General features: G+C 61.1%; 14 protein-coding genes, 1 tRNA gene and 1 pseudogene. 8 read left to right on the top strand and 8 right to left on the bottom strand.

What is annotated here, in order from left to right; all coding sequences use genetic code 11:
- Positions 1 to 4: 4 nt before the first annotated feature.
- Both R8871_RS29065 and R8871_RS29060 read right to left on the bottom strand, forming a co-directional pair.
- Positions 5 to 1657 carry a multicopper oxidase family protein gene (locus R8871_RS29065; protein ID WP_175053566.1) on the bottom strand — a complete coding sequence of 551 codons (1653 nt, stop codon included), beginning with the start codon at positions 1655 to 1657 and terminating at the stop codon, positions 5 to 7.
- Between the two features lie 10 nt (positions 1658 to 1667).
- Complete coding sequence (locus tag R8871_RS29060) at positions 1668 to 3233, bottom strand: multicopper oxidase domain-containing protein (protein ID WP_175053565.1); 1566 nt, start codon at positions 3231 to 3233, stop codon at positions 1668 to 1670.
- A 396-nt stretch (positions 3234 to 3629) separates the two neighbouring features.
- On the opposite strand from R8871_RS29060, the gene R8871_RS29055 reads away from it, so the two are divergent.
- A complete protein-coding gene (locus R8871_RS29055) occupies positions 3630 to 4481 on the top strand; it encodes a hypothetical protein (RefSeq protein WP_175053564.1) in 852 nt (283 codons plus the stop codon).
- 118 nt (positions 4482 to 4599) lie between these two features.
- On the opposite strand, the gene R8871_RS29050 is transcribed toward R8871_RS29055, so the two are convergent.
- The 5 genes and pseudogenes from R8871_RS29050 to R8871_RS29035 form a co-directional block, all read right to left on the bottom strand.
- On the bottom strand, positions 4600 to 5181 hold the full coding sequence (locus tag R8871_RS29050) for a TlpA disulfide reductase family protein (RefSeq protein WP_175053563.1): 582 nt from the start codon (positions 5179 to 5181) through the stop codon (positions 4600 to 4602).
- Positions 5171 to 6181 carry a transporter family protein gene (locus R8871_RS29045; RefSeq protein ID WP_175053724.1) on the bottom strand — a complete coding sequence of 337 codons (1011 nt, stop codon included), beginning with the start codon at positions 6179 to 6181 and terminating at the stop codon, positions 5171 to 5173. Before R8871_RS29045 ends, R8871_RS29050 begins: the two co-directional genes overlap by 11 nt.
- A 186-nt stretch (positions 6182 to 6367) precedes the next feature.
- A complete protein-coding gene (locus R8871_RS29040; protein ID WP_407673234.1) occupies positions 6368 to 6682 on the bottom strand; it encodes a DUF2946 domain-containing protein in 315 nt (104 codons plus the stop codon).
- A gap of 431 nt (positions 6683 to 7113) precedes the next feature.
- Positions 7114 to 7293: pseudogene (locus R8871_RS38540) on the bottom strand (hypothetical protein); the annotation flags it as partial.
- Positions 7294 to 7506: 213 nt separating this feature from the next.
- A tRNA-Leu gene (locus tag R8871_RS29035) sits at positions 7507 to 7591 on the bottom strand.
- A 182-nt stretch (positions 7592 to 7773) separates the two neighbouring features.
- Here R8871_RS29035 and R8871_RS29030 point away from each other — a divergent pair.
- The 6 genes from R8871_RS29030 (at position 7774) to R8871_RS29005 (ending at position 13672) form a co-directional block, all read left to right on the top strand.
- Positions 7774 to 8814: a LacI family DNA-binding transcriptional regulator gene (locus tag R8871_RS29030; protein ID WP_175053561.1), complete on the top strand. Its 1041-nt coding sequence runs from the start codon at positions 7774 to 7776 to the stop codon at positions 8812 to 8814.
- A gap of 93 nt (positions 8815 to 8907) precedes the next feature.
- Entirely contained in the window at positions 8908 to 9987 is a 1080-nt protein-coding gene (locus R8871_RS29025; protein ID WP_175053560.1) for an ABC transporter substrate-binding protein, read from the top strand.
- The gene (locus tag R8871_RS29020) at positions 9984 to 10808 is read left to right on the top strand and encodes an ABC transporter permease (protein WP_093647257.1); all 825 of its coding nucleotides are present in this window, start codon (positions 9984 to 9986) and stop codon (positions 10806 to 10808) included. Before R8871_RS29025 ends, R8871_RS29020 begins: the two co-directional genes overlap by 4 nt.
- A 32-nt stretch (positions 10809 to 10840) precedes the next feature.
- Entirely contained in the window at positions 10841 to 11755 is a 915-nt protein-coding gene (locus R8871_RS29015) for an ABC transporter permease (protein ID WP_175053559.1), read from the top strand.
- A complete protein-coding gene (locus R8871_RS29010; protein WP_175053558.1) occupies positions 11752 to 12798 on the top strand; it encodes an ABC transporter ATP-binding protein in 1047 nt (348 codons plus the stop codon). The genes R8871_RS29015 and R8871_RS29010 overlap by 4 nt, the downstream gene beginning before the upstream one ends.
- A 46-nt stretch (positions 12799 to 12844) precedes the next feature.
- Positions 12845 to 13672, top strand: a complete 828-nt coding sequence (locus R8871_RS29005) for a phosphodiesterase (protein ID WP_175053557.1) — start codon at positions 12845 to 12847, stop codon at positions 13670 to 13672.
- 18 nt (positions 13673 to 13690) lie between these two features.
- Here R8871_RS29005 and R8871_RS29000 read toward each other — a convergent pair whose 3' ends face one another.
- On the bottom strand, positions 13691 to 14176 hold the full coding sequence (locus tag R8871_RS29000; RefSeq protein WP_175053556.1) for a DUF2569 domain-containing protein: 486 nt from the start codon (positions 14174 to 14176) through the stop codon (positions 13691 to 13693).
- Between the two features lie 180 nt (positions 14177 to 14356).
- Between R8871_RS29000 and R8871_RS28995 the strand changes: the two genes are divergently transcribed.
- Entirely contained in the window at positions 14357 to 15556 is a 1200-nt protein-coding gene (locus tag R8871_RS28995; protein WP_175053555.1) for an MFS transporter, read from the top strand.
- Positions 15557 to 16487 lie beyond the last annotated feature (931 nt).

Below are 16487 nucleotides of genomic sequence, written 5' to 3'. Positions count from 1 at the left end.
GCCTCTAATTGGATTCGTCAATCAGGAAAACCTGTGGATCGACGAGCATCATCATCATCATTCCGCCTGGGAAGATGTTGTTCGTGGTGATCTCGCGCTCGTTATGCGAGTGCCACATGAAGGCAAAGCCTGCTTCTGTTGCTGGTGGATTCACGACCGTCCCGCTCGGCGGCGTGGTCCCGGTGGGCGCAGTGGCGCGTATGGTCGCGTCAGGTCCGAGATAAGGACTGCCGCCATACCAGAAGCCGTTGGTCAGCACGTGCGAGTCCGGCAGGGTGACCGGCCCGCCGCTACCCACGTTGCCGAACGGGTGCGCTTCGAGCGCCTTGCCGTGATCGGCACACCACTCGTAGTAGTTCGGCGCGTGCGGGTCGGCCGTGTAATAGCCATTCGCGTCCGGGATGCAGACGACTGGCTTGCCGACGTAAGCCGCGTATTTCGGGTCGGTATCGGTGTAAAGGTCCCCTGGCTTATGCCCATAGACGTCCCAGTTCAGACCCTTGCCTGTCCAGTAGAAAATTCCGTCCATCGTGAGACCAGGCGTCGTGGTCGTCGTGAATAGCAGCGGTCCGGCCACCTTGGTCGGGTCCGTCTTGCTGAGCAGCATGTTTCCATCGCGCGCAAGTACCCGCACGTGGTTACCGTGCTCGTGGAACGGATGCTGCCAGCGGCCGGTGCCTATGATCCGCAACAGCACCAGTTCACCCGGATGCATGTGCGGATTGCCGTTGTAGGGCTGATGCGGATACTGCACTGCGTAGTTCGGGTCCATGTCGTCCGGCATCGAGCGCCCGTTGACCATGAAATAGGCCGGGTGGTAGGGCTCCGTCTCCACGGTCATGCAGCCGTTCGGCGCCGTGCACGCGTTCGCCGCCTGCTGTTCAGCCTGCGCATGGATACGCGGATCAATTTCGGAGAACTGAAAAAGATACTCACGGTCGTAGCAGGCGGCGCTGTGGTTATAAGCCGCGCCGGCATTGCGGAAGTCGGGTTGCCCATCCGGCAGCGTCGCCGCGACCGCGCGGCAACCAGTAGGCACCGCAACCGTGCCGGGTGAAGAGGTCGGCAAAACGATGATCGCGCCATACAGACCCATCTCGATCTGCAGATCGCCCTGCGTACCGCTGTAGTAGGCATGCGTGCCAGGCGTTGCCGCGACGAAGCTATACGTTACCGTGCTGCCGTGGGCGGCCTCGCGGGTCAGCAATCCCGGCGAGCCGGTGAGCGTGCCAGGACAGGACCCGTCGGGGTTCAGTGCCGCGGCGCAGACCTGGAATCCCGGAAAGAGGATCGACGTGTTGCCCGCAGCCGCCGGCAGGTTATTGGTGAGCGTCACCGTGACGACATCGCCCTGCTTCACGATCAGCGTCGGACCGGGAATCTGCATGCTCGGACAGTTCGCGCCCGCGATCGTGGACGGAGAAAAGCCGGCCGGCGCCGTGCGGCATCCGTAACCCCACGAATAAACGCTCGCGCCGTCGGGCTGCGTGATGCGGTTCGCCTCCGCACTCAGGTCGAAATGCGTCCCCGTGATGCCAGGCGCGGCGGCTTGCGCGTGCATGCAGACGAGCGTGGCGAGCATCGCCGCGCCGAACCGTGCAAGCCGCCCAAGGCGCGCGAGCGTGGCGATCCATGTGTTGTGATTGATGTGTCCCACGGCTCTTCTCCTAGGTGCAGGACTTCTTGGCCGGGTCCACTGCGTTGCAGATGTGGACCTCAGTCATCAAGCCGCCGAAGTTTTCCTGGTCGTTGGCCAGGTGGTCGAGATTCGGGGTGTACAGGTAAAAGATCGCACCCGGCTTATATTTCGTCGTGTCGCTGGCGTCGAGGATCACGTCGATCGATTCGCCACCACCCAGCGTGATCGAGTTCGTGTTGTAGGTCATATCGTTGCCGGACATGTCGCGCAGCAAGCGGGCATTAATACCGACCACGTGCATCGGAATGCCAAGCGACGCCAGCGTCTGATACTCGGTGACGTCCAGGTCCGAGATCCGCAGCAGCGCCCTGCCACCAGCCGGAATGTTGATCAGCGTCGGCAGCGGTTGCGAAAAATGCGGCGTACCGTCAGCTACCTGAGTCGACAACGGGTTCGGATTCACGGTGTCCGGATAGCTGCGTCCATTTAACATGAAGAGCTTGTCCTTCATGTCGGTGAACGGCTCCGGATTGAACGTCATGCCAATGAAGTGGAAGTTCGGATCGAAGCCGTGTATCTGCACCGGATACTCGACGTCGTAGGCGGTCGAACCGTCGCCGTCGTTGTACGCATACAGCGTCGGCGTGTTGCTCTTGTTGTTTACGTGGAGCACGCCGTTCGCAGGCGGCAACGGTGTCGTGCACAGAATGTCGTTGCCGCACGCCGTACGCAGATCCTTTTGCTGCAGCAGCAGCGAGCTATACAACGATGCACCGCCGGGGACGCGGTTCTGGCGTGGCCGCACGAAGATCTGGCCGACCATGCCCATCTGCAGGTGTTCTGGCGGCGTGATGTGGCAGTGCCAGAAGTAAGTGCCGGCATCCGGCGCGAGATAGTAGTACGTGAAGCTCGCGCCAATGTTGATCGCCACCGACGCGTCCGGTACGCCGTCATAGAACGACGACGCGTTCGGATAGCCGTGGAAGTGCACCGTGTGCCGCTCGAACAGATCGGGGCGCATGATCATCCCGACGTTCGTCAGCGTGAGGAAGAACTCGTCGTCCTCGTCGATCGCCATCGTCGGCGCCGGCTCGTTGCCGTTCATCACACCGATATCCATGATCGGTCGTGGATCGACGTGGCCGGTCAGCTGGCCCGGAGGCACCGATTCCGGATCAGGCACGAGGCCGACCGCGCCGTTGTAGGTCGGGTCCGACCTTGGGTCGCCGACGGTGTTGAACACCGAGGCAAACTCGGTGCCCGGAAGGCCCGCCTTGATGTCGGCCAGCCCGGACAACGGGCCGAAAGCGAACAGGTACGTCTGCACGCCGTTCGCCATCGTCGCGTAACCATCACCGCCAGAGATCTGCTGGCACTTGATCGCGCCGTTGACGACACCGGTCGACGTGGAGGTCTGTCCAGTGTAGGACGGCCCGGTGTAGGCGGGCTCTCCTGTACCGGGCGGCAGCGCCGTCGGATGCGCCGGCGTGGTTGGCGGGCATTGCACCCGGAACGACTGGCCGAACGAGGGCACTGCAAATAGCAGGAACAGCAGCGCGGCAACACTGCTGCGATAAGCGCGGGTACTGAACATATGACCTCCGTCCCAGGGGTCAGCCGGCGCGATACACGCCGGGCGTCATGCTCTACTGCGAATGCGGACTGGTTACGTCGTTACATCAGTCCGTATCTGGATTCTGAACAAGAGCGACGTAGCCTGGGATGGGTCACCCCCCTACACTTGCAGTAGGGCAAACCCAGCGACGTTCTTCAGATCTGGCTGGCTAGAGTGGGCCCAGAAACAAATTGCAATTTATGTGTGCTATTCCTAATATCCACCAAACGTTCGGATGGGTAGAATTCCTACCATCGGCATGCTGCATTGCAATATGCGACCGTCGGCGCTTTGACCATGCGCTCAGGCGGGCAATACCCACACCCTTGTCCTTGATCGCCCAAGGGTTTGACGCAATCACGAGTGGGGAGCGCCATGGAGTTTTTGGAGAAAAACGTCGCGACGCAATTAATTGAGCGGAAGAATCACACGCTCGAACATGTTGGGTTGGATGGCGAGAAACAGACGTATTTTCCGGCCAGGTCAATGTGGTTGAGGTTGGAACAGCTTCATGTGACGCAGCAGCTCGCAGAACCTCTGGACGCAGACAAACAGCCCACACTTTCCACGTCGCTGCACGGAGTGGCGCGTCTCGATGGCCAGGAGCTGTCGATCATTGGCGACGCTGGACACGCGATGCGCACCGTCGAGGTGTCCTTCGAGGCACGCGACGTCAGCAGGGCTGACCGGTTAGGTCTGCGCGAGTTGGAAGACGAACTCGGCATTTCGTTTGCCGACGTGCCGCTCGGTACTGCCCGTCTCGGCGCCAATCGGGCCGACGCCGAGACCGGCGAACCCGATCAGTGGTGGCTCGCCTGCCACATTCCCGAGGCCTGTATACATGCGCTTTCGAAGGCGATGTCCGATGGCCAGTTTGGCGCAGTCGAGTTGGGACTGGCGCTGCGGCACCTCTACACAGCTGAAAGTGCAATAGCTGACCTTCAGCGCGAGCCGAACCTTTTTCTTAGGCCCAACAAGAGCGACGGCGCAATTGAATGTCCGGAAATCGCAATGGGCTACGTCACCCACCTTCGTATCGACCTCGCAGCCGCTCAATTGCGTACCGCGACGGTGAATGGCGGCCGCGGTGATGAATTAACGGCGAACCCTGTCGCGGACGCGGTGAACTCACTGGCCCTCAAGCTCTCCGCCCTCATGACCACGGTAAGATGGATTGGCTTCTTCATCGGCATATTGCTTTTTCTTGAAGTTCTCGAGAGGCTCTGACAGACACGCTCGAAAACGTCGAACCATACACCGCGGCGTGCAGAGTCATGGCAACAACGCTCGCCACCGGGAACGTCCGGGCGGTGCTTCCTCTTCGCATTCGTCACTCACGCATCCATTACCTCAAAAGTGGCGTGATAACGCGTTGCAGACGCTCAGATGTCCAGACGGGATATGTGTCGTCCCACCCGTTGTCCACCAGGAGACCCGTACGTCCAATCGTGAAGCTCACTGGAATGCGCCACATGCGCCCATAATCGCCAGCCCAGGCGCTGCCCAGCAGACCCACTGGAAAGCTCAAGCTCGCTGCAACCTCGCGAACCGCAGACAGATCGCCGGCTCCATCCAGACTGAACCCGAGCACTTGCAGCCCTCGATCTGCATTGCGTGCGGCGTAGGCGGACAAAAGAGGCAGTTCGTCACGGCACGGCTCACACCAGGTAGCCCAGAACGTCAGAACGATCACCTTGCCGAGCAGATCGGCGGTGCTGATGTTCCGGCCATCCAGCGTATGAAGGACGAGCGGCGGTGCGGGTTGACCGACGGCCAGCGTGGCAGCGCAGGTCGTCGAGAACCGGCCCAACCCGCTCACACCCAGAGACAATGCAAGCACCGCACGCAACCACGCCCGCCGCGCGGTCGATGTCGCGAATGCGGAGTCTGTGTGCGCCAGCGGCGCTCGCGATACGTCAGAACGCATAGCTCATCCCCACGTTAGCGCTCCAGCGTGGAAACAACTGATAGCCGTCGAGCTTGCTGTAAATCGCGCGCTGCACGAAGCCATACACCTCGAGGTTTTTCCATACGTTCACGGTAATGCCGGGGCTGACATAAACGACCGTTCCCGCTGTATTCGCGGTATCCGCGAGCGTGCCCTGGTCGTGGCTCTTGCGGGTCACGTTGATCTGCAACTGCGGAACCCACTTCGGGTTCGCCTCATAGCGCAGTCCCACACTCAAACTGGCCAGATTCCCAGGGCGGTATGTCGCGCCGACGTGATCGAGATTTTCCACGATTGCGGACTGGAATTGCCCGTTGATAAACGCGTCGAAGTTCTGGCTGATCGCCTGGTAATAGTAGGCGCCGACAATCAGGTCCGTACTGCCGGTGCCGGGCTGCAAGCTGGTGTCGAGCGCCTGGCCTGCGGCTGCATTGGGGCCGTTCGAGAAGAACACTGGATTGTGCCCAACGGTTGCACCCGTATTGACGTTCTGACCACCGTACCGGCCAGTCGGTAACTTGACACCAAGCTGCAAGCCAAGATTGTGCGTTGGCAGAAAACCCTGATAGCTGGCGATGAGCTTGATATCGCCCAGGCCTTTGCTGGTTGCGCCGCTCACATTGTCGGGTGTGAGCTGGTCCATCGTCGCGTTGCCGAACGTCGTGTGGCTACGGTAAATATAAGGAATGAGCGCACTGAAGTTCCAGCTCGCGCCGGGGCTATAGCTGATGCTGAGATTGACGTATCGATTGATCGTCTGGCGCTCCACCTCCTGGCTGCCACCGGCGTCATTGATACCGGCGGGCTGGGTGTTCGACACTGAACCGGTACCGCTGCGCAGTTGGTTCTGGTTGATGAAATCGTATTCGATGTTGATTCGCCAACCCGGCGCGGCGGAATAGCCCATCGCGGCATCGGTGCTCAACGAGCAGCCGCAAGTGGCGCAGGCGTAAGCAGCAGTGGGAAAGATCGCGGCCATGGTGAAAGGCAGCGTGCAGCGCAATAGCGCGTTCTGGTTGGTAGACATGGTTCCTCTCCGCTGGATGCGGACGCTCGTCAACCACCCTCCCCGGGTGGAAGAATGTGCGTGTTTTCCTGGGGCGACGGACTGCCGCGACGGCCGGGCTACGAAGCAGGCTGACGCTGCGGTCGGCAAGGGTGACGATCAGGAAAGGACAGGAGGATCGCGAGGCCGGCCAGATGGGAACGCGGCGGCGTGAGGGACAAACAGGGGCGGCGCCGATACTTGCACAACCGCTAACAGCACCGTTGCAAAGAAACCGGCGGGAGGAACGCTCAGCGCTGCTACATGATGAGCGACAAGATCGCAGTATCCACACGCCGCAAGCTTATCCTGGGAAGTATGGTGTGCAGTGGGAACATCACTTTCGACTGCCGAACAAATGGCACTGACCGGCACATCTGCACGGGACGCAACGAGCAACTGACTCACAAGCGGCGCAAAAACCACAAGCCACATGGCGATGAGGCCAAGCCATGCGACAGAGTGTTTGTGGGCGCCGAGCTTCATGGTAGTCAGAAAATTTTCCGGATTCTATACAGCGGATAGTGGGCCCGTATAGCACGTTCTTTATGCATACCATCAGCCGGAAGAGGCCGGATCGACTGGACAGATACTTCGTTGGGTAAGTGAAAACCGGCGTCATTTCGCGCCGAACAGAAAGCGCCCGCGGTCAGATCGACACGTTGATCGTTCGAAAGGCTTTGCGAGACCGGCGGTGCGAGGATTGCCATCGGGATTGCAAGCAATCTGAGAATGCCGCCAATTTTCGAATGGAAAAAGTGACGCATGATTTTGACGGACCGACCGGCTAGTGTGTTGTTGACGATTGTCGCGCAAGCTTTTGATAGCGCCGATGGGTAGATATCCTACAAAAGGGTAGGGAAAGAACGGTGCAAATCGCAGAAATTGACGAAATCGATCCCGCTGCTCACGTCGTCCAGATCACAGGACCCACATTCGATTTCATCGTGTACAGCGTTCATGACATCGGGGTTGGACGTGTCCGTCTCAACCAGCACGACCTTGACATCCGTCCGTCGCAGGTACCTGCACCGTCCGGTCTGAATCGTGCATTTCTGACTTGTTTGTCGGTAGACGCCATGGTGGTATTTCCCGATCGAGACGTCAAAGATTCGGACAGATAGTTACCACCAAAAAAAACCACCATTTACGGCCAGCTGCACTTCGACAACCCCGGAACACGCAGGCGCAAAAAAAGCCGCAGAGCCTTATGGCACGGCGACTTCGCGGATTTTAGCGGAACTTGTCGGAATACTTCCTGGTGCCGGGGACCGGACTCGAACCGGCAAGCCGTGAGGCGGCGGATTTTAAGTCCGCTATGTTTACCAATTTCATCACCCCGGCAGGGGTCAGAACCACGCTGGACGCGAATTCTACCATTGCCCGGCGGGCGCACCAAACCGGCGCAATCCCGGCGCGGTCCAGCCCCACCCTCGCCCGCCAGGCATAAAAATTGGAGTCATCCGCAAGTCACAAACGTTCCTGATAATCCGCTGACGAAAACGTTTACATAACGCGCGGAAATCATGATCCCAACGATCAAAGACGTCGCTGCCCACGCGGGCTTCTCCATCGCCACGGTCTCGCGCGCGATCAACGCGCCGCATACCGTGAATCCGATCACGCTCGACAAGGTGCGTCAATCCATCGACGCCCTCAACTTCCGCCCGAGCCCGCTCGGCCGGCAACTTCGCGGTGAGCGCACGCGTCTCATCGGCGTCATCCTGCCCACGCTCGCCAACCCTGTGTTCGCCGAATGCCTGCAAGGCATCGACGAACTCGCCGCGGCGCAAGGCTACCGGCTCATGCTGATGACCACCCAGTACGATGCCGACCGCGAACGCCACGCCATCGAAACGTTGCGCGAACATCGCGTGGAAGGCCTGATCCTGACCGTCGCCGATGCCGACACGCATCCGCTGCTCGACGATCTCGACCGCTCCGGTCTGCTCTACGTGCTGATGCATAACGACACCGTGCGGCGTCCGTCGGTCTCGGTCGACAACCGCCTTGCCGCGTTCGATGGCGTACGCATGCTGATCGCGCACGGCCATCGCCGCATCCTGATGCTGGCGGGCACGCTGGCCGCATCGGATCGCGCCCGCCAGCGGCATCTCGGCTACGCGCAGGCGATGCAGCAGGCAGGCCTCATCCCTGCGCCCGCACTCGAAGTCGATTTCAACGCCGACGAACTGGCGCCGTCCGTGCTCGCTCATCTGACCAGCGGCCCGAACCGCCCGACCGCCCTCTTCTGCAGTAACGATCTGCTCGCGATGGTCGTGATGCGCGGCCTGCGCCGCGCGCGTTTGCAGATTCCGCACGACATGTCGATTCTCGGCTTCGACGGACTCGCCATGGGCGAATTGCTGTCGCCGCCGCTGGCAAGCATCTGTGCGCCGAATCGCGAGATCGGCTGCGCCGCCTGGCGGCGTCTGCTTGCTCGCGTAACCGGCACCTACGAAACGTTAGGCGAAACGTCGCCCACGCTGACCTTGCCGCACAGCTTGCGCGAAGGCGCCACCATCGCGGCGATTTCGAACCGCACAGAAGCTTCGGCGACGACCTAGAGGCCGTTTGCCTGGTCGCTTGCCTTGTCGTTTGTATCAGCATTCAATTCGAACCCCGAACCACCCGCTCTCTTCCGCTCCAGGAGACCCGCAGTGATCCGCTCTTCAATACGTTTCGCTTCTTCGATCAAACCGCTCTGGCACCGCGTCGCCCGCACCGCGACTAGCGCGCTCTCGGCCGGCATGATCGTCACCGCCGCGCTCGCCGCCCTTGCGCCGCAAGCGGCCCATGCCGATGAAACCGCGATCTGCTACAACTGCCCGCCCGAATGGGCCGACTGGGCGAGCCAGATCAAGGCGATCCAGCAAAAGACCGGCATCCGCGTGCCGTTCGACAACAAGAACTCCGGCCAGTCGATTGCGCAACTGATGGCCGAGCAGAAGAGCCCGGTTGCGGACGTGGTGTATCTCGGCGTGTCGTCGGCGTTCCAGGCGAAGGACAAAGGCGTTATTCAGCCGTACAAGCCGGCGCACTGGGACGACATCCCTGCAAACATGAAGGACCCGCAAGGCTACTGGTTCACAATCCACTCGGGCACGCTGGGCTTTTTCGTCAACAAGGACGCGCTGGAAGGCAAACCGGTCCCGCGTTCGTGGGCCGATCTTCTGAAGCCTGAGTACAAAGGCATGATCGGCTATCTCGATCCATCGAGCGCGTTTGTCGGCTATGCCGGTGCGGTCGCGGTGAATCAGGCGCTCGGCGGCACGCTCGATAACTTCGAACCGGGCCTCGACTGGTTCCGCAAGCTGAAGGCCAATGCGCCGATCGTGCCGAAGCAGACCGCCTATGCGCGCGTGATGTCCGGTGAAATCCCGATTCTGCTCGACTACGACTTTGACGCCTACCGCGCGAAGTACAAGGATCACGCCAACGTAGAATTCGTGATTCCGAAGGAAGGCACGATCTCGGTGCCGTACGTGATGAGTCTCGTGAAGGGCGCGCCGCATGAAGCGAACGGCAAGAAGGTGCTCGATTTCGTGCTGTCGGACGAAGGCCAGAAACTGTGGGCCGACGCCTATCTGCGTCCGGTGCGCGCAAACGCGATGAGCGCGGAAACCGCCGCCAAATTCCTGCCCGCAAGCGACTATGCCCGCGCCAAACCGGTCGACTTCGGCAAAATGGCCGAGAAGCAATCGAGCTTCGGCGAGCGTTATCTACAGGTGATGCATTGAACGACGTCACGTTCCCGCTGCGCTGGCGCATCGCTTTGATCGCGCCGGCGCTGGCGGTTTTCATCGCGTTCTGGCTGTTGCCGATGGGCGCGCTCGCGCAGATCAGCGGCGACGGCCACGCATTCGCGACCTATCGCGCGATGCTGACGAATCCGCGCTACATGTCGAGCCTCGGCGCGACGGTGATGTTATCCGCCGCGGTCACGGCAACGACGCTGGTGCTTTCGGTCATCGCCGGATTGCTGCTGGCGCGCCGCGAGTTTCCGCTCAAGCGCACGCTGCTCGCGCTGCTGACGTTTCCGTTGGCATTCCCTGGCGTCGTGGTCGGCTTCATGGTGATCATGCTGGCCGGACGCCAGGGTTTGATCGGTGCGCTTTCGCTGAAACTCACCGGCGATCGCTGGGTGTTCGCTTACTCGATGAGCGGCCTTTTTCTCGGCTACCTGTACTTCTCGATCCCGCGCGTGATCGTCACGGTGATGGCGTCGGCGACCAAGCTCGATGCCTCGCTCGAAGAAGCTGCGCGTTCGCTCGGTGCATCGCCGTGGCGCATTACGCGTGACATCGTGTTGCCTGCGTTGTCGCCGGGCTTGATCGCGGCCGGCGCGGTATGTTTCGCGACCGCAATGGGCGCCTTCGGCACCGCCTTCACCCTGGCCACCGACATCGACGTATTGCCGATGACCATCTACACCGAGTTCACGCTCAACGCGAACATGGTGACGGCCGCGGGTCTCTCGATCGTGCTCGGCATCGTCACGTGGGCCGTACTGGCGTTCGCTCGCAGCGTAAGCGGGTCGGCCGTCGCGGCAAGCGCATGAGCGGCGTGTCCAAACCCGATGACAAGACTTCGATGAATTCCATCACTGCTCCAGTCAAGCAGCCCGCAAAAACGCACACGCGGCGCCGCGGGTTGCCCACATCACGCACGTGGCTCGCAGCCGGACAGTGGTTCGTCACACTGCTGCTATGCGCATTTCTGATCGTGCCGGTCGTGATGTCGATCATGGCCGGACTCACGGTCAACTATTTCAAAGGCGTATCGAGCGGACTCACGCTGCGCTGGCTCGGCGAAGTGTGGACGCAATATCACAGCTCGGTATTTCTCTCGCTTGAAGTGGCGGCGATGACCTTGCTGATCACGCTGCTGACCGGCGTGCCCGCCGGGTACGTTCTCGCGCGCAGCAAGACGCGGCTCTCGCGCATCATCGAAGAATTTCTGGTGCTGCCGATCGCCCTGCCCGGCCTCGCTTCCGCGCTCGCGCTGCTGGTGGTCTACGGCGGCTTCACGATGTTTCGCATGAGCGTCGCGTTTATCGTCGTCGGGCACGTGGTGTTCACGCTGCCGTTCATGGTGCGCGCGGTTGCGGCCGTCTGTGCAAGTAGCGACCTGCGCACACTCGAAGAAGGCGCGGCGAGCCTCGGCGCGAGCTTCTTTCAACGCTTCGTCACGATTGTGCTGCCGAATGCGCGGCCAGGGATCGTCGCCGGTGCGTTGGCGGTGCTGACGCTCTCGATCGGCGAATTCAACCTCACGTGGATGTTGCACACGCCCGATACCAAGACGCTGCCGGTCGGTCTCGCCGACACCTATGCGTCGTTACGCATCGAAATCGGCAGCGCCTACACGATTCTGTTTTTCATCATGACGATGCCGCTGCTCGTCGCGATGCAATGGCTCGGCGTCGATGCGACCGGCCAGCGCAGCGCGGGCAAACAACGCAGCGCTGCCTCCCGTTCGAAGCCTACACCGACGTCCACGCCATGAAACTCGACTCCGTTCCCATCACGCTCACACAGTGCGCGAAAACGTTTCGCGGCACACGTGTGCTCGAACCGCTCGATCTGCACATCGGCGCCGGCGAGACGCTAGTGCTGCTCGGCCCGTCCGGTTGCGGCAAGACCACCACGTTGCGCATGATCGCGGGCCTCGAGACACCTGACGCCGGTGGCAGCATCGCGTTCGGCGACGAAGACGTCACTGCCCTGCCGATCGAAAAGCGCCAGGTCGGCATGGTGTTCCAGAGCTACGCGCTGTTTCCTAACCTGACCGTGCGCGGCAACATCGGCTACGGCCTCAAGATCAAACGCGTGCCTGCTGACACCGCACGGCAACGCGTCGACGAATTGCTCGCGATGATGCGTCTCACCGCGCACGCGGACAAACCCATCGATCAGCTTTCGGGCGGCCAGCGTCAGCGTGTTGCATTGGCGCGAGCACTCGCCGTGCAACCTCGTGTGTTGCTGCTCGACGAACCGCTGACCGCCCTCGACGCGCGTTTGCGCGACACCTTGCGCAGCGAGATGAATACGTTGCTGCGCGACCTGGGCATCACGACTGTCTATGTGACCCACGATCAGGCCGAAGCGATGGAACTCGGCGACCGCATCGTCGTGATGAGCGCCGGGAGAATCGAGCAGATCGGCTCGCCGCGCGATATTTACTACCGTCCGGCGAATCGCACAGTCGCGCAATTCGTCGGCACAATCAACCGGCTGGCGGGCGAGCGGCGCGACGGCGTGCTGACGACAACCGGCGGCACCGTACCGCTGCCCTCAGGTCCCGCACACGCAAGCGCGGCACATGAAATTTTCTTCCGCCCTGAAGACGCGTATCTGGCCGACCCGGCCAGCGCACAACTGCGCGGCAATATCGAAAGCACGGCGTTTCTCGGCGAACGCACCCGTTTGACGATCGGTGGCGCCGCGCCGGACGCTTTGCTGATCGACGTCGCGGGCCGCGTCGAACTCGCGCGCGGCACACCGGTCGGGATTTCGATCGCGCAGGACGCGCTGATTGCGCTATCGTAATGACACAGCGCTGCGTTTCTAGCGCGCCATAAAGAAGGACATCCCCATGCTGCTGGCTCAAATTAGCGACCTGCATATCAAACGACCCGGCGCGCTGGCTTACCGCCGCGTCGATACCGGTGCCTATCTCGCGCGCACTGTCGCCGCGCTTAATGCACTGGAGCCGCGTCCCGACGCCGTAATCATGACCGGCGACCTCGTCGATCAGGGTGATCCGGAACAGTACGAGCACCTCAAGACGCTGCTCGCACCGCTCGAAATCCCCTACTTCCTGATGGTGGGTAATCACGACGAACGGGCCGCGTTGCGCGCGGCGTTTCCCGATCGCAACGAATTGCGTGGTGGTGGCGAGTTCGTGCACTACGCAGTCGATGTCGGACCGCTGCGCGTGATCGCGCTCGATTCGATGGTGCCGGGCCAAAGCGCCGGCAATCTGTGCGACGCGCGCCTCGCCTGGCTCGAGACGCAACTCGATGCCGCACAAGGCAAGCCGACTGTGGTCGCGTTGCATCATCCGCCGTTCGTCTGCGGAATCGGGCATATGGATGAATTGCGGCTCGACCCCGCAGCCGCCGACAAACTCGCCGCGTTAATCGCACGTTATCCGAACGTGGAACGCGTGATCTGCGGCCACGTGCATCGACCGATGTTCGTACGGTTTGGCGGCACGATTGCGTCCGCGGTGCCGGCGCCCGCGCATCAGGTCGGACTCGACCTGCGCGAGGATGCGCCCTCTGCTTTCGTGATGGAGCCGCCCGCGTATGCGCTGCATCGCTACGATGCCGCAACGGGCATCGTCACGCATCATGCGTATGTCGATAAAGCCGATGGTCCGTATCCTTTTTACGAACCTGAAGGCGATTTGATCGACTAACGGTGTCGTTTCGCCGGTTCAAACCACGACGAAAGTTTGCCGTACGCGCCGGGACAGCCTGAAATACGGTATCCCGAGCGCGGCAGCAACCACGGCCTGAATGAAGCCATCAAACGGAATGGCAATGGCGACGCCAATGGCTTGGGTCATGTGATCGCCGAGCAGGTAGGCGATGGTTCGCATGACGACGATGGCCAACAGCCACGCCTGCACCTGTACCGGGAAACGCGCCGAGTTTCGCCGCACGAGCAGCGCAAGCCAGCCTGCGCCGGCCACGATAAATGCACCGATGATCACGTCGCAGCCGACCATCGCAATCACGGTGCGATACCAGCCGTGCGTTTCAGGGCGCACGAATACCGCCAGCAGCTCCCATTCGAGCATCAGCCTGAGCGGATCACGCAATGCGAATGCGGTTGAAAGCGCCCATGCAGCGAGGCAGATCAACGCGATGAGCAGCCAGCCGCTGATGCGTCGAGGTTCGGGTTTCGAGGGTATGTTCATGAGATCGGTCACGTAATAGGTCCTGTTGCGCGCGCCGATTCTACGAACGAAAACCGAACGACCATCTCATTTTGTCTGCGAGCGAGCGCATGTTGGGCCGTCAGCAGGATCCGTCCTGCTCCGGTATGATCGGCACGCTTGAGGACCGTGCATGGGCCGGTCCATCGACAGCCCCCTCTCATGTCCACATCCGACGCTTCCACTTCCGCTTCCGCCGACCGGTCGTTGCGCGGCTTGCTGCTTCTGCTCGCGACGATTGCCGGTGTGGCAGTCGCAAACATCTATTACAACCAGCCGCTGCTCGACAATTTCCGCCAGTCGTTTCCGAATAGCGCGTCGTGGGTCGGCGTTGTGCCTGCCGTGACGCAACTCGGCTACGCGGCCGGGATGCTCCTGTTGGCGCCGCTTGGCGATCGCTTCGATCGGCGCCGCCTGATCCTGCTGCAGATCGTAGGCATGTGTGTCGCACTTGTGCTTGCGTCTACGGCGCCGACGCTGTCGGTGCTCATCGGCGCAAGCCTCGTGATTGGCGTGCTCGCCACCATCGCGCAGCAGGCGGTGCCGTTCGCTGCCGAACTCGCGCCGGCTTCCGAGCGCGGCCATGCCGTTGGCACGGTGATGAGTGGATTGTTGCTGGGGATTTTGCTGGCACGGACTGCCGCGGGCATTATTGCCGAGTATTTCGGCTGGCGTGCCGTGTTCGGCGCTTCGGTGGTCGCGCTGCTGGTGCTGGCGGTGGTGATCATCATGCGTTTGCCGAAGAGCAAGCCGACGTCGACGCTGCCCTACGGCAAGTTGCTGATCTCGATGTGGCATCTGGTTGTCGAGCATCGCGATCTGCGTGAAGCCTCGTTGACTGGGGCCGCGATGTTCGCGGCGTTCAGTATCTTCTGGTCGGTGCTGGCGTTGTTGCTGGCGGGTGCGCCGTTTCATCTCGGGCCGCAGGCGGCTGGATTATTCGGGATCGTCGGTGCTGCAGGGGCGATGGCCGCGCCATTCGCCGGCAAATTTTCTGACCGACGCGGGCCGCGGGCCATTATCACGATGTCGATCGTGCTGGTGGCTGTGTCGTTTGTTGTTTTTGCCTTATCGGCGAAGAGTATTGCTGGGTTGGTGATTGGTGTGATCATCCTCGATATTGGTGTGCAGGCTGCACAGATTTCCAACCAATCGCGGATTTATGCGTTGAAGCCTGAGGCGCGGAGTCGCGTGAATACGGTTTATATGGTGGCTTATTTTATTGGCGGTGCTGTCGGGTCGGGGGTCGGCGCTGTTGTGTGGCCGACTTTTGGATGGGTGGGGGTTAGCGTTGCTGGGGTTGTTTTTGCCGGGCTGGCGGCTTGGAATCATTTGAGGCTTCCAGCCGGGGTTAAAGGTTAGTGGTTTTTTTGCCTTTTGCGGCGGCATTGTCCGTGTCCTTGGGGCTTTGGCCTTTCCTTGTTCTGGCTTTCGTGCCTTTCCTTGCTTTGTTAGTGGTCTATTAGCGTTCCCCCTGTGCGGGGGGGCACCTACTTTTCTTTGCTTGCCGCAAAGAAAAGTAGGCAAAAGAAAGCGGCTCAAACCGCTAATGCTAAGTGGGCACCGAGGTTTTCTGCAGGTAGTGGTGCGACTGGAATCCGCGCTCTCACACATTCCGCGCTAGTGACAAAGGATTCATCAGCTCCCACTCCGCACTGCGTGCGTCGCGGACGGGTATGCATGGGAAACCACGGGCTTCGGTTGAGGTCCGTGGGGGCCGTCGGCTTCGCCTCGGCGACCCGCCTCTGCACTCCCCCGCGAATCCCCACCTTAAATGATATGTCGGTGTGCTGAATCACCGTCCCCGTCCCCGTCCCCGTTCCCGTTCCCGTTCCCGTTCCCGTTCCCGTTCCAGTCACGATCGCAGTCCCAGCCGCGGGTACGGTTGCGGTTATCGTTCCAATCGCGATGACGATGATGGTGAGCGGATGCGATGACGAGCCACGACCCGTTGGCGAGGCATGGGGAGTCAAAACGTAGCGGGGGGTTTTATGAGCGGCTCTTCGGCGCGCGCAGCGCCGCCGGAAGTATGACGCCCTTGTCACTGGCGTATGCAGGTGCACGAACCCAGATTCCAGTCGCACCACTACCCGCAGCAGACCACGGGCCCCGCTTAGCATGAGCGGTTTGAGCCGCTTTCTTTTGCCTACTTTTCTTTGCGGCAGGCAAAGAAAAGTAGGTGCTGTGGTGGTCAAGTAATCCTGGACACTTTTTCCGCTTTCCACTTTTTCTGCATGGTGATTTCGTATTCGGCGGGCGGCATATTGCCGGCCGCCGAATGCAGCCGCTGCTG

This window comes from Paraburkholderia sediminicola (genome assembly GCF_902859805.1).
GTDB lineage: Bacteria > Pseudomonadota > Gammaproteobacteria > Burkholderiales > Burkholderiaceae > Paraburkholderia > Paraburkholderia sediminicola.
Note: the sequence above shows the minus strand (reverse complement) of the source record. Positions and strands in the feature narration are given on the sequence as shown.

Bases quoted from the DNA above. Each gene is read 5' to 3' on its own strand.
- R8871_RS29060 (WP_175053565.1), bottom strand. From the start codon at position 3,233: ATGTTCAGTACCCGCGCTTATCGCAGCAGTGTTGCCGCGCTGCTGTTC.
- R8871_RS29055 (WP_175053564.1), top strand. From the start codon at position 3,630: ATGGAGTTTTTGGAGAAAAACGTCGCGACGCAATTAATTGAGCGGAAG.
- R8871_RS29050 (WP_175053563.1), bottom strand. From the start codon at position 5,181: ATGCGTTCTGACGTATCGCGAGCGCCGCTGGCGCACACAGACTCCGCA.
- R8871_RS29045 (WP_175053724.1), bottom strand. From the start codon at position 6,181: ATGGCCGCGATCTTTCCCACTGCTGCTTACGCCTGCGCCACTTGCGGC.
- R8871_RS29040 (WP_407673234.1), bottom strand. From the start codon at position 6,682: ATGTGGCTTGTGGTTTTTGCGCCGCTTGTGAGTCAGTTGCTCGTTGCG.
- R8871_RS29030 (WP_175053561.1), top strand. From the start codon at position 7,774: ATGATCCCAACGATCAAAGACGTCGCTGCCCACGCGGGCTTCTCCATC.
- R8871_RS29015 (WP_175053559.1), top strand. From the start codon at position 10,841: ATGAATTCCATCACTGCTCCAGTCAAGCAGCCCGCAAAAACGCACACG.
- R8871_RS29010 (WP_175053558.1), top strand. From the start codon at position 11,752: ATGAAACTCGACTCCGTTCCCATCACGCTCACACAGTGCGCGAAAACG.
- R8871_RS29005 (WP_175053557.1), top strand. From the start codon at position 12,845: ATGCTGCTGGCTCAAATTAGCGACCTGCATATCAAACGACCCGGCGCG.
- R8871_RS29000 (WP_175053556.1), bottom strand. From the start codon at position 14,176: ATGAACATACCCTCGAAACCCGAACCTCGACGCATCAGCGGCTGGCTG.
- R8871_RS28995 (WP_175053555.1), top strand. From the start codon at position 14,357: ATGTCCACATCCGACGCTTCCACTTCCGCTTCCGCCGACCGGTCGTTG.